General features: G+C 62.6%; 15 protein-coding genes. 12 read left to right on the forward strand and 3 right to left on the reverse strand.

Annotated elements, in window-relative coordinates:
• The first annotated feature begins 149 nt into the window (after nucleotides 1-149).
• The 3 genes from AC09SL_RS13435 (at nucleotide 150) to ada (ending at nucleotide 2,698) form a co-directional block, all read left to right on the forward strand.
• Complete coding sequence (locus AC09SL_RS13435; protein ID WP_058544509.1) at nucleotides 150-869, forward strand: 2OG-Fe(II) oxygenase; 720 nt, start codon at nucleotides 150-152, stop codon at nucleotides 867-869.
• Nucleotides 856-1,536 carry a DNA oxidative demethylase AlkB gene (alkB, locus tag AC09SL_RS13440; RefSeq protein ID WP_413468823.1) on the forward strand — a complete coding sequence of 227 codons (681 nt, stop codon included), beginning with the start codon at nucleotides 856-858 and terminating at the stop codon, nucleotides 1,534-1,536. The genes AC09SL_RS13435 and alkB overlap by 14 nt, the downstream gene beginning before the upstream one ends.
• A gap of 88 nt (nucleotides 1,537-1,624) precedes the next feature.
• Nucleotides 1,625-2,698 (forward strand): bifunctional DNA-binding transcriptional regulator/O6-methylguanine-DNA methyltransferase Ada, encoded by a 1,074-nt coding sequence (ada, locus tag AC09SL_RS13445; protein ID WP_058544508.1) that lies wholly within the window; start codon nucleotides 1,625-1,627, stop codon nucleotides 2,696-2,698.
• On the opposite strand, the gene AC09SL_RS13450 is transcribed toward ada, so the two are convergent.
• The gene (locus AC09SL_RS13450) at nucleotides 2,635-3,150 is read right to left on the reverse strand and encodes a GyrI-like domain-containing protein (protein WP_058544507.1); all 516 of its coding nucleotides are present in this window, start codon (nucleotides 3,148-3,150) and stop codon (nucleotides 2,635-2,637) included. The two genes, ada and AC09SL_RS13450, sit on opposite strands and share 64 nt — an antisense overlap.
• Before the next feature lie 148 nt (nucleotides 3,151-3,298).
• On the opposite strand from AC09SL_RS13450, the gene AC09SL_RS13455 reads away from it, so the two are divergent.
• The 8 genes from AC09SL_RS13455 (at nucleotide 3,299) to AC09SL_RS13490 (ending at nucleotide 9,743) form a co-directional block, all read left to right on the forward strand.
• Nucleotides 3,299-4,369 carry an NAD(P)H-dependent flavin oxidoreductase gene (locus tag AC09SL_RS13455; protein WP_058544506.1) on the forward strand — a complete coding sequence of 357 codons (1,071 nt, stop codon included), beginning with the start codon at nucleotides 3,299-3,301 and terminating at the stop codon, nucleotides 4,367-4,369.
• 135 nt (nucleotides 4,370-4,504) lie between these two features.
• The gene (gene modA, locus AC09SL_RS13460) at nucleotides 4,505-5,257 is read left to right on the forward strand and encodes a molybdate ABC transporter substrate-binding protein (protein WP_058544505.1); all 753 of its coding nucleotides are present in this window, start codon (nucleotides 4,505-4,507) and stop codon (nucleotides 5,255-5,257) included.
• Entirely contained in the window at nucleotides 5,258-5,938 is a 681-nt protein-coding gene (modB, locus tag AC09SL_RS13465) for a molybdate ABC transporter permease subunit (protein WP_058544504.1), read from the forward strand. It begins immediately after the preceding gene.
• Nucleotides 5,939-5,941: 3 nt separating this feature from the next.
• Nucleotides 5,942-7,021 (forward strand): molybdenum ABC transporter ATP-binding protein, encoded by a 1,080-nt coding sequence (gene modC / locus AC09SL_RS13470; RefSeq protein ID WP_064106927.1) that lies wholly within the window; start codon nucleotides 5,942-5,944, stop codon nucleotides 7,019-7,021.
• Between the two features lie 389 nt (nucleotides 7,022-7,410).
• A complete protein-coding gene (locus AC09SL_RS13475) occupies nucleotides 7,411-8,466 on the forward strand; it encodes a DNA topoisomerase IB (protein WP_058542870.1) in 1,056 nt (351 codons plus the stop codon).
• 116 nt (nucleotides 8,467-8,582) lie between these two features.
• Complete coding sequence (locus tag AC09SL_RS13480; RefSeq protein ID WP_058542871.1) at nucleotides 8,583-9,146, forward strand: ATP-dependent Clp protease proteolytic subunit; 564 nt, start codon at nucleotides 8,583-8,585, stop codon at nucleotides 9,144-9,146.
• A gap of 127 nt (nucleotides 9,147-9,273) precedes the next feature.
• Entirely contained in the window at nucleotides 9,274-9,453 is a 180-nt protein-coding gene (locus AC09SL_RS13485; RefSeq protein WP_058542872.1) for a con-10 family general stress protein, read from the forward strand.
• A 62-nt stretch (nucleotides 9,454-9,515) separates the two neighbouring features.
• Entirely contained in the window at nucleotides 9,516-9,743 is a 228-nt protein-coding gene (locus AC09SL_RS13490) for a hypothetical protein (protein ID WP_058542873.1), read from the forward strand.
• 281 nt (nucleotides 9,744-10,024) lie between these two features.
• On the opposite strand, the gene AC09SL_RS13495 is transcribed toward AC09SL_RS13490, so the two are convergent.
• A complete protein-coding gene (locus AC09SL_RS13495; protein ID WP_058542874.1) occupies nucleotides 10,025-10,591 on the reverse strand; it encodes a DUF1264 domain-containing protein in 567 nt (188 codons plus the stop codon).
• 181 nt (nucleotides 10,592-10,772) lie between these two features.
• Here AC09SL_RS13495 and AC09SL_RS13500 point away from each other — a divergent pair, with 181 nt between their 5' ends.
• Nucleotides 10,773-11,243 (forward strand): arsenate reductase ArsC, encoded by a 471-nt coding sequence (locus AC09SL_RS13500; RefSeq protein ID WP_058542875.1) that lies wholly within the window; start codon nucleotides 10,773-10,775, stop codon nucleotides 11,241-11,243.
• 4 nt (nucleotides 11,244-11,247) lie between these two features.
• Here AC09SL_RS13500 and AC09SL_RS13505 read toward each other — a convergent pair whose 3' ends face one another.
• Nucleotides 11,248-11,781 (reverse strand): DUF3087 family protein, encoded by a 534-nt coding sequence (locus tag AC09SL_RS13505; protein ID WP_058542876.1) that lies wholly within the window; start codon nucleotides 11,779-11,781, stop codon nucleotides 11,248-11,250.
• Nucleotides 11,782-11,967 lie beyond the last annotated feature (186 nt).

Here is an 11,967-nt window from a genome sequence, read left to right on the forward strand (position 1 = left end):
AAGATCAAAGGATCGCAGGCTTCGCCAGCTCCTACAGAGCCCAGCGCGAGCTTGCCCCTCGCCACAGGAATGCCGCACCGCAAGAATCGGGGTGCCCTGCAACGCAGCACTGCGCAGACTGAACAGTCCTTCCAACAAGGATTGCCATCGTGCCCACTACGCCTTCCCTGCTCCCACACCTCGCCAACCTTGACTGGCCCGCCCTGGAACACAGCCTCGATCAGGACGGCAGCGCTATCATCCGCAACCTGCTACCCGCAACGCAGTGCCGGCTAGTGAGTGGCTTGTACGCCGAGCCCGGGCTTTTTCGTTCGAGGGTGATCATGGCCCGCCATGGCTTCGGGCGCGGCGAGTATCAGTATTTTCGCTATCCGCTGCCCGATATCGTCCAGCAGTTGCGCCAGTCGTTGTATCCAGTGTTGGTCCCGCTGGCGAATCGCTGGAATGAACACATGGGTATTGAAGTGCGCTACCCCAACGAACACCCTGACTTTATCCGGCGCTGCCATGGTGCCGGGCAATCGCGGCCTACGCCGTTGTTGCTGCAATACGGCCCCCAGGACTACAACTGTCTGCATCAGGATCTGTACGGCGAGCAGGTGTTCCCACTGCAGGTGGCGATCCTGCTGTCGGAACCGGGGCGGGACTTTACCGGCGGCGAATTTGTCCTCACCGAACAGCGCCCGCGCATGCAATCGCGGCCCCAGGTCATCGATCTGAAACAGGGCGATGCCGTGGTATTTGCCGTGCACCAACGGCCCGTCCAGGGCGTTCGCGGTTATTATCGGGTGAACATGCGCCATGGCGTCAGCTGCGTGCACAGCGGCAGGCGGCACACCTTGGGAATCATTTTTCATGATGCGCAGTAATGACATACCGGTCACGTTGGACCTGTTCGCCGACCAGGCGCCCACCCCGCCTGGCCAGGTCGAGCAGATCGGCCAGCAAGCGTTCGTGCTGCGCGGGTTCGCCCTGCCCTGGCTCGAGCGCTTGCTGCCGGCGCTGGAAAGTGTTTTGCAGGCTGCACCGTTCCGGCAGATGGTCACGCCCGGTGGGTTTACCATGTCGGTGGCCTTGAGCAGCTGCGGTGCGTTGGGCTGGACCACCGACCGCAGCGGCTATCGCTACACCGCCCACGATCCGCAGACCGGCCACCCCTGGCCCGACATGCCGGCGGTGTTTCGCGAACTGGCCCAGGCCGCCGCTCGGCAGGCGCGCTTCGAGCATTTCGAGCCCGACGCCTGCCTGATCAACCGCTACGTGCCCGGCGCGCGGATGTCGCTGCACCAGGACAAAAACGAACGCTCCCTCGCCGCGCCGATCGTCTCGATGTCCCTGGGCCTGCCGGCAGTGTTCCAGTTCGGCGGCTTCGAGCGCAGCGACAAAAGCCAGCGCATCCCGTTGTTCCATGGCGACATCGTGGTCTGGGGCGGCGTGGACCGGTTGCGTTACCACGGCGTACTGCCACTCAAGGAAGGCCAGCACCCGCGCCTGGGTGCCCAGCGGATCAACCTGACGTTTCGTACCGCCGGGTGAAGGTGCAGAATTCAACCGCAAGACCCGGAGTGTCGTCACTTGGATGGCTCGCTATTGTAGTCAAAACGGGCCAATGGACATAACGACCATGAACAGCACTTCGAACAATCTCGCCCCTGAACTGGACCCTCGCTGGGCCGCCGTACTCGCCCGGGATCCGCGCGCCGACGGTACCTTCGTCTATGGCGTGAAAACCACCGGCATCTACTGCCACCCCAGCAGCCTGTCGCGCCTGCCCAACCCGCGCAACGTCGAGTTCTTCGACACGCCGGAGCAGGCCCAGGCAGCCGGTTACCGGCCCAGCAAGCGCGTGGCCCGGGACCAGACCCAGATCGCCGCCCAACAAGCGGCACGGGTCGCGGCCGCCTGTCGGCAGATTGAAGCCGCCGAAGAACTGCCAGGCCTGAATGAACTGGCAGAAAACGCGGGCTTGAGCCCCTTCCACTTTCATCGGGTCTTCAAGGCAGTCACCGGCCTGACCCCCAAGGGTTACGTCGCCGCCCACCGCTCACGCAAGGTGCGCGAACGCCTGGCCGATGGCGGCACGATCACCGAGGCGCTGTATGACGCCGGGTTCAATTCCAACAGCCGTTTTTATGAGGCCGCCGACAAGGTGTTGGGCATGAAACCCGCCGACTACCGCGCCGCCGGGCAGAACACCGACATCCGTTTCGCCGTCGGCCAATGCTCCCTCGGGGCGATCCTGGTGGCGCAAAGCGAGCGTGGCGTGTGCGCGATCCTGCTGGGGGATGACCCGGACGCGTTGGTGCGGGACCTGCAAGACAAGTTCCGCCGGGCCAACCTGATCGGTGCCGACCGCGAGTTCGAGCAGTTGATCGCCCAGGTGGTTGGCTTCATCGAAGCCCCGGCCCTGGGCCTGGACTTGCCCTTGGACCTGCGCGGCACCGCCTTCCAGGAGCGGGTCTGGCAAGCCTTGCGGGACATTCCCGCTGGCAGCACCGCCAGCTACGCCGAGATCGCCCAGCGCATCGGCATGCCCAAGGCCGTGCGCGCCGTGGCCCAGGCTTGCGGTGCCAACAGCCTGGCGGTGGCGATTCCTTGCCACCGGGTGGTACGCAGCGACGGCAACCTGTCGGGCTATCGCTGGGGCGTGGAGCGCAAGCGCCAGTTGCTGGCGCTGGAGCGCTCGTCCGGGGATTGAATGCCGATGTAGATCGCCACCGAATCGGGGCTGCTGTAGACCTCGAAATCGGTGGTGAAACGGCGCAATGTCTGCGGGTTATCCGCGAAGTACGCCCAGATCAGGCCCCAGGTCTGGATCACGCAGTCGGGCATTGGCCCCTTGGCCGCAAACATCAGGTAATCCCCGCCCTCGATGTCCACGGCGGGGTGGCCTGCGCTGGTCGCATCCACCTGCACCCCGGCCGTCACATCGAAGTGGCCGGTGGCGTCGGACTCGTAATTGGAATACACCCCGTAGACGAACGACTCCGATTGCCGGGCCGGGATCGTATCGAACAACCCTTCGTTGAAGAACCGTTGCCACATCGGGCCGATCCGGGCGGTGTCGGGCTGCTGCTCGTCGGTGTTGCGGGTGCGCACCTGCAAACCGGCCACGGTGAAGGGTTCGACGGTCTTGAGTTTCACGTCCATGGGGCGGGGTCCTTGTTGTATGAAGCCCGCATGGTAACCCTCCCGTCGCCGGGATCAAGTTGCAGAACTCGATTGAAAAACTCGACTGGCCCTGGCCGGCCCACACCTGCTAAAAACGCTGTTTATTTCTGCCGTCGGAGACCCGCACATGAGCCAGTGGCCAGACACTCGCATTCTTGACCTGCTCGGTATCGGGCTACCCATCATCCAGGGGCCGATGGCCGGGGTGACCGGGCCGGCCATGGTGGTTGCGACGTGCAATGCCGGTGGGCTGGGTTCGATGCCGGCGGCGATGCTCGATGTCGAACAACTGCGCCAGGCGCTGACGACCATCGGCGAACAGACCGACAAGCCATTCAATGTGAATTTCTTCTGTCACCAGCCGCCGGCCTTCGACGAACAGCGGGCCGAGGCCTGGAAGCAACGGCTCAAGCCGTACTATCAGGAACTGGGCGTCGACTTCGACGCGCCGACGCCGGTGTCCAACCGCACCCCGTTCGATGATGCCGCCTGCCGGGTGCTGGAAGAGATGCGTCCCAAAGTGGTCAGTTTCCATTTCGGCCTGCCGGAAAAATCCTTGCTGGACCGGGTGAAGGCCACTGGCGCGAAAATCCTTTCCTCGGCCACCACCGTCGAGGAGGCCATCTGGCTTGAACAGCACGGTTGCGACGCGATCATTGCGATGGGCTACGAAGCCGGTGGTCATCGCGGGATGTTCCTCAGCGACGACCTCGACACCCAGGTTGGCCTGTTTGCCTTGCTGCCGCAGGTGGTGGATGCGGTGAAGGTGCCGGTGATCGCTGCCGGCGGCATTGGCGATGCGCGGGGGATCGTCGCGGCGTTCGCCCTCGGTGCTTCGGCGGTGCAACTGGGCAGCGCCTACCTGTTCACACCCGAGGCGAAGATCAGCGCCTCCCATCACCGCGCCTTGCGCACGGCCAAGCAAAGCCAGACCGCTGTCACCAACCTGTTCACCGGTCGCCCGGCTCGAGGCATCGTCAACCGGGTGATGCGCGAAGTGGGCCCGATGAGCCCACTGGCCCCGGCTTTCCCCCTGGCGGGCGGCGCGTTGCTACCGTTGCGCGCCAAGGGCGAAGCAGACTTCAGCAACCTCTGGGCCGGCCAGGCCTTCCCCCTGGGCCGCGAGCTGTCGACGGCCGAGTTGACGCAACGGCTGGCGGATGAGGCATTGGCCCGACTCCACAGGGCGAACGTCTGATCGAACGCCATCGCGAGCAAGCTTGGCTCCCACACTCTTGCACCTCACTCCCCAGGCAAAATGCCGCGTTCCGTTTGTCGGCCATTCGCTATATATTCTTGTATATAGCGAACCTAACCCTACGGAGCCTCACCCATGCCCCTCACCCGCTTCGCGCCGTTGCTGCTGACCACGCTCTTGACCATTGGCACCGTCCAGGCCGCTGAGGTGCAGGTGGCGGTCGCGTCCAATTTCACCGCGCCGATCCAGGCCATTGCCGCCGACTTCGAAAAAGACACCGGGCACAAGCTGGTGGCGGCTTACGGCGCCACCGGGCAGTTCTACACCCAGATCAAGAACGGCGCGCCCTTTGAAGTCTTCCTCGCCGCCGACGACACCACCCCGGCCAGACTCGAAAGCGAAGGCGACACCGTCAAGGGCTCGCGCTTCACCTACGCAGTCGGCACTCTGGCGCTGTGGTCGGCCAAGGACGGTTATGTCGACAGCACGGGGCAGGTGCTCAAGCACAACAATTTCCAACACCTGTCCATCGCCAACCCGAAAGCCGCGCCCTACGGCCTGGCCGCGACCCAGGTGCTGGACAAGCTCGGCTTGATCGCCCAGGTGAAAAGCAAGCTCGTCGAAGGCCAGAACATCACCCAGGCCTATCAGTTCGTCTCCACTGGTAACGCTGAACTGGGTTTCGTCGCCTTGTCCCAGGTGTACAAGGACGGCAAAGTGACGGGCGGCTCGGCGTGGATCGTCCCGGCTGAACTGCACGACCCGATCAAACAGGACGCGGTGATCCTCAACAAGGGCCGGGACAACCCCGCTGCCGTGGCCCTGGTGGATTACCTCAAGGGCCCGAAAGCCGCCGCCATCATCCAAACCTACGGTTACCAACGCTAAATGCCATTGACCAGCGCCGACTATGCCGCCATCTGGCTGACCCTGAAACTGGCGTCATTGACCACGGTAATCCTGCTGCTCATCGGCACGCCCATCGCCTTGTGGCTGTCGCGCACCCGATCCTGGCTGCGCGGGCCGGTGGGTGCGGTGGTGGCATTGCCGTTGGTGCTGCCGCCCACGGTGATCGGCTTCTACCTGTTGCTGGCGTTGGGGCCGAACGGCTGGATCGGCCAGCTCACCCAAGCGCTCGGGTTGGGCACCCTCACCTTCAGCTTTACGGGGTTGGTAATCGGCTCGGTGATCTACTCCATGCCGTTTGTGGTGCAGCCGTTGCAGAACGCCTTTGCCGCCATCGGCAGTCGTCCCCTGGAAGTCGCCGCCACCCTGCGGGCCGGACCTTGGGATACGTTTTTCAATGTCATCCTGCCCCTGGCCCGCCCCGGCTTCATCACCGCGGCGATCCTTGGCTTCGCCCACACCGTCGGCGAATTCGGCGTGGTGCTGATGATCGGCGGCAACATCCCGGAGAAAACCCGGGTGGTGTCGGTGCAGATCTACGACCATGTCGAAGCCTTGGAATATGCCCAGGCCCACTGGCTGGCCGCGGCGATGCTGGTGTTCTCATTCCTGGTGCTGCTGGCGCTTTATTCCAGCCGCCGAACCCGTGCCAGTTGGAGCTGATCGATGATTGAGGCGCGTTTTCAGCTCGACCATGGGGACTTTTCCCTGGACCTGGCTGTGCAGCTGCCGGGGCGTGGCGTGACTGCACTGTATGGGCCTTCCGGTTCCGGCAAAACCACCTGCCTGCGCTGCATTGCCGGGTTGGAGCGGCCGGCCCGCGGCTTTATCGAGGTCAATGGCCAAGTCTGGCAAGACAGTGAGCACGCGGTATTCGTGCCGCCCCATAAACGGTCGGTGGGGTATGTGTTCCAGGAGGCGAGCCTGTTCGCCCATCTGTCGGTGCGGGCCAACCTGGCGTTCGGCCTCAAGCGCATTGCACCAGCACAACGACGGGTGGACATGGAACAGGCGACCGAACTGCTGGGCATCGGGCACTTGCTCGATCGGCCGCCGCACAACCTGTCCGGCGGCGAACGCCAACGCGTCGGCATCGCCCGCGCCTTGCTGACCAGCCCACAACTGCTGCTGATGGATGAGCCGCTGGCGGCCCTCGATACCCGGCGCAAAAACGAAATCCTGCCGTACCTGCAACGGCTCCACGATGAGCTGGACATCCCGGTGCTGTACGTCAGCCATTCCCAGGACGAAGTGGCGCGCCTGGCCGATCACATCGTGCTGCTCGACGGTGGTCGCGCGCTGGCCAGTGGGCCGATCGGCGAAACCCTGGCCCGGCTCGACCTACCACTGGCCCTTGGGGATGACGCGGGAGTGGTGATCGAGGGCAAGGTCAGCGGTTATGACCCGGCTTATCAATTGCTGACCCTGAACCTGCCCGACAGCCAACTGAACGTACGCGTGGCCCACACGGCACTGGCCCTCGGCCAACCGCTGCGCTTCAAGGTCCAGGCCCGGGACGTCAGCCTCAGCCTGGCGAACGATGCCCAGACCAGCATTCTCAACCGCCTGCCGGTCACCGTGGTCAGCGAACAGGCCGCCGATAACGCCGCCCACGTGTTGATCCGCCTGGAAGCCGCTGGCACCCCGCTGCTGGCGCGCATCACCCGCTATTCGCGCGATCAGCTGAAATTGCATCCAGGGCAGGCGCTATGGGCGCAGATCAAGGCGGTGGCGGTGTTGGCGTAGGGTCCGAAACCGGCGGATCACACTGTGGAGCTGTGGGAGCTGTGGGAGCTGTGGGAGCTGTGGGAGCTGTGGGAGCTGTGGGAGCTGTGGGAGCTGTGGGAGCTGTGGGAGCTGTGGGAGCTGTGGGAGCTGTGGGAGCTGTGGGAGCAAGGCTTGCCCGCGATGCAAGCACCTCGGTGTAGCTGATAGACCGAGGCGATGCTATCGCGGGCAAGCCTTGCTCCCACAGGTTTGCTCCTGCTGATTTGCTCCTGCTGATTTGCTCCTGCTGGTTTGCTGCTGATTTGCTCCCACAGGTTTCGGGGCAGCATCAGAATCTTGGCACGACGGCAACAGCCTGCGGTCAATGAATTCACAGGCCACCGGATTCGTTGCCAAGGACCCTTTTCATGCCCGATACCCTGCCGCCGGATGCACTGCCGGCCGACCTGCATTATGTCGATGACACGGCCCCGGGCATCACCCGCAAAAAGCGGCGGGGCCAATTCTGTTATTTCGACCCGCAGGGCCAGCGCATCACCGACGCGGCCCAGATCCAGCGCATCAATGCCCTGGCGGTGCCGCCGGCCTACACCGATGTCTGGATCTGCATCGACCCGCGCGGTCATCTGCAGGCCACCGGGCGCGATGCTCGCGGGCGCAAGCAGTACCGCTACCATGCGCGCTGGCGTGAGGTCCGTGATGCGGACAAGTACTCGCGGATGCTGGAATTCGGACGGGCCCTGCCGCGATTGCGCAAACGCCTGGAAGCCATCCTCGCCACGCCCGGGTTCAGCCGCGACAAAGTCATGGCCACGGTCATCACCCTGCTGGACGTGACCCTGATCCGCGTCGGCAACAGCCAATACGCCCGGGACAATCGCTCCTACGGCCTGACGACCCTGCGCGACAAACATGTCGAGATCAACGGCAGCGCCATCGCCTTCCAGTTCCGCGGCAAGAGCGGCATCGAGCACCAGATCACCGTGAAGGACCGGCGCCTGGCGCGGATCATCAAGCGCTGCCAGGAGATCCCCGGGCAGAACCTGTTCCAGTACCTGGACGAACACGGCGAGCGCCACGCCATCAGCTCTTCGGACATCAACGCCTACCTCAAGACCCTCACTGGCGCTGACTTCACCGCCAAGGACTACCGCACCTGGGCCGGCAGCGCAGCCGCGCTGGCCGGGTTGCGGACGCTGCGCTGGGAAACCGAAAGCGAGGCCAAAAGACACGTCGCCGAGATGGTCAGGCAAGTCGCCCGACAACTGGGCAACACGCCGACCGTCTGTCGCAAATGCTACATTCATCCTGCAGTGGTTGAGGGTTTCCTGCTCGGTGCCCTGACCCAGTTGCCCAAACCCCGGGCACGTAAAGGCCTCAGCGAAGAAGAAGCCGGGCTGACGCTATTTCTGCAGCGCATGACGCAAGCCGCGCAGAAATGCGAACAGCAGCAACCGGCTTGATGCGCTCACCGGCAGCCAGCCACGGATGAGGAACATCCGCAGACCGCTGGACTCTCAACTGTACGGCACAGCCGATCCGCAGGCACGTCAAAGGGTGAAGTCGACAGGAGTTTCAGATGTCCGAACACATTGTCCATTTTCATTGCCAGATCGATCAGGGAACCACGGAACGCTTTCGCGATACCTGCCTGGAAGCCATTGAGAAAGGCGCCGACTCGCTGATGCTCAATCTCTCCACAGTCGGTGGCAGTACCAACTTCGGTTTCACCCTCTACACCTTCATCAAGTCCCTTCCGATACCGGTACGTGCGGTAAACGCCGGCAACATCGAGTCGATGGGCATCGTCATGTACCTGGCCGCCAGCGACCGCACCACCACCCCGCATTCGCGTTTCCTGATTCATCCGATGAACTGGTACTTCGGCCAGAAGTCGGTGGATCACTCACGCTTGCGCGAGTACCTGTCCAGCCTGGACAACGACGTGGCGCGCTATGTGGAGATCTACGTCAAGGAAACCGCTGGCGCGGCGACGCAGTTGGATATCTTCAAATGCCTGTGCGCCGAAGAGCGGGTGATTCCGGCGGAAAACTCCCTGGCCTTCGGCATTGCCCATCGGGTCGAGCAAGTGGTGTTCCCGGTGGATGCCAAGCATTGGAAAGTCAGCGGCGGCGAGGATTAGAAGTGAAGACGGGCGGCGCACCATTCGTCGCCAGCAAGCGGTTTTTTTTAAACTTCCCCCGGCCATTTTCTTTCCCAAATAATGCGAGGCACGTTGCTCGCTCAACCAAAGATGAGGGTTCTCGAAAATGGCCAGTAGCGGAAACAAAAACCCAGGCAACTTCGCAAATGATCGTGAAAAAGCATCTGAAGCCGGCAAGAAAGGCGGACATGCGTCGGGCGGCAACGTTGCCAACGACCGGCAAAAAGGCACTGGAGCCGGTAACAAAGGTAGCGAACGCAGCCATGGCGGCGGCAGAAAATCGTAACCCGGAAACCGTCGGGGCGCAGTACCGCTGCGCCCTGGCGCTTAACCGCACCGAGGTCGCCCATGAGCAGCCAGGATCGATTCATCATCAGTTTCATCACCGACAACCAACCTGACAATCGCGTGGTGGAGGCCAGCACCGAGACATTGAGTGCCGACGAAGCCGAAGCACTCTTGAGAGCGACGTTCAGTGAACTCAAGGACGTTGAACTCAGCGACGTCCAAGTTCAGAAGAAGACCAGGCCCAACGAAGAAGAACATGGTGTGCCGGGGCATTTCAAACAACCGTAATTCAAACTAACTCCGTAACGCCCTATTCCTCCTTATTACTTAGCACACTTTGTGGCGAGAGCGCTTGCTCCCACTGGGCTGCGCCTGTAGGAGCTGTGTAGGAGCTGTGTAGGAGCTGTCGAGTGCAACGAGGCTGCGATCTTTCCAAAGACACTTGAATCTCAAGCGAAAGATCAAAAGATCAAAAGATCAAAAGATCAAAAGATCGCAGGCTTCGCCAGCTCCTACAGGGCCCAGCGGGAGCAAGCGCCCTGGCCACAAAAGCGGAATTTCGACAACTTTCAATGGGCATGATGCCCAGTCGGATCCTTGATCTGCCACACCTGCCCCTTCTGCCAGGCATCCGCACCTGGATCAATCACCGGCGCTTGAATACCGGCTCGGGCACGCTTTTTCGCTTCGCTGTCCACACCCATTCGACCGTCCCGCTCGCGTACCAATTGCGGGTCCACCTGACCGTCGGCCGTGAACCCCATCATCAACTGAGGGACCCCGTAAGGCAGTGCATTGCCCTGTTCGGTGTGCCAGGTGTGCCAGGTCTTGCCATACGTGCTGACCAGATTTTCCATCAATCGGGTTTCCGCTGCCTGGGGAATCCCTGGCGCGATCAACTGCCCGGACATCCGCCCGTTGTAGAAATGAAAGCCATCGAGATAGGTGTTCAAGACCCGCAATGGCGGTTTGTCCTGCATGATCCGCGCCCCGGCTTCCAACGTCGCGGTCGTCGGGGTCTTGGCAGAGCCCGGCGCCTCGACGGGCGAGTCGCTCGTGCCACCCGCGCAGCCGGTCAATCCCAAAGCCGCTGCGCATAGCAGTGTCCAGCCGCCACAAACATTTCGATCCGGCATGTCATCTCTCCTTCGCATGACTGTTCATGAGAAAGACATCGCCTGGGGCGGGTTTGATTTTCCTGGCGGTCTACCGACGAATGGTGCGCGCCACGCGGCCAATTAAATACGAAATTCCATATATTCGATTACCCGCATATACTCCGGCGCAGCCCACCCCTGCGCTTATCGGAGCCGATCGATGAAAGTCCTCTTCATGTGCACAGCCAACAGTTGCCGCAGCATTCTCAGCGAAGCGATGTTCAACCATCTGGCCCCAGCCGGGTTCGAGGCCGTCAGCGCCGGCAGTTTCCCCAGGGGCCACGTGCTCCCGCGCAGCCTGAGCACCTTGCAAGAAGCCGGTATCAGCGTCCAAGGCTTGCGCAGCAAGGGTTACGACGCGCTTGAGGGCAGCCCGCCGGACATTGTCATCACCGTGTGCGACAGCGCCGCCCGCGATGCTTGCCCGGTGTACTTCGGCCCGGCCATCAAGGCCCACTGGGGCTTGGTCGATCCATCGACCGTCAAAGGCAGCGACGATCAGATCGGCCAGGCCTTCCATGCCACCCTGGATCGTATCGAAGCCCGCTGCCGGGCGTTTTTTGCCCTGCCTTTCGACCAGCTCGACGCCCAGGCCCTGAAAGCCGAGCTCGACCGCATCGGCACCCTCTGACCGATCAATCTGCGCGATAGGCCTGCTTCACGGTCTCGATCCAGCTCGGCTCCAGGCGCGGCTGTTCGGTGTCCAGGCCCAGTGCCTGCATCTTCGCCAGGTGCGCATCGGCCTCTCGCGCCAGGGAGCCCTGGGCGCTGGAGTTGGCGTCCAGCTGATGCATCTGGGCCAGCCCCAGGTGATAGAAGCGCAGCAGCTTCATGGCGATGGGGTCCTGGGCCTGCACGCCGGCGGTCACCTGGTGCATCACGTTGGTGATTTTCATCAGGCTGCGCTTGAGCTGCCAGCCGTACACCGCGGCGGCCATCCACGGCTGCGACCAGAAATACAGGCGCATCAGCGCAGCCATCGCCAGCACCGCAACAATCACCCCACCGAGGTTGAAGCGAAAGTTATCGCCTCCGGGCGTGCCCAGCAGCATCACGGCCAGGCTCGACAGCAGCATCGCCAGGGCCAGGAACACCACCGCGATGATCAGGGTGCTGCGGCGGGTCTGCTTGCGGTAGGTGTCGCCATCCCACGGTTTGATCTCGAACATCGCGGTGCAATTTCCTTGTACGGCATCAAAAGAGTCACGCATTATCGCCTGCCCGGGCGATTTAGCTATGCTGGGGCTCATTTTGTATGGCAACCGACTCGCCGGGGCGGGATCAAAGTCCATGGCGATAGCGCAAGGATCGTGCGATCTTTCTGCGTGGACGTTTTTTTTCAAGATGCCGTCGTT

Source organism: Pseudomonas sp. PF05 (assembly GCF_056521845.1).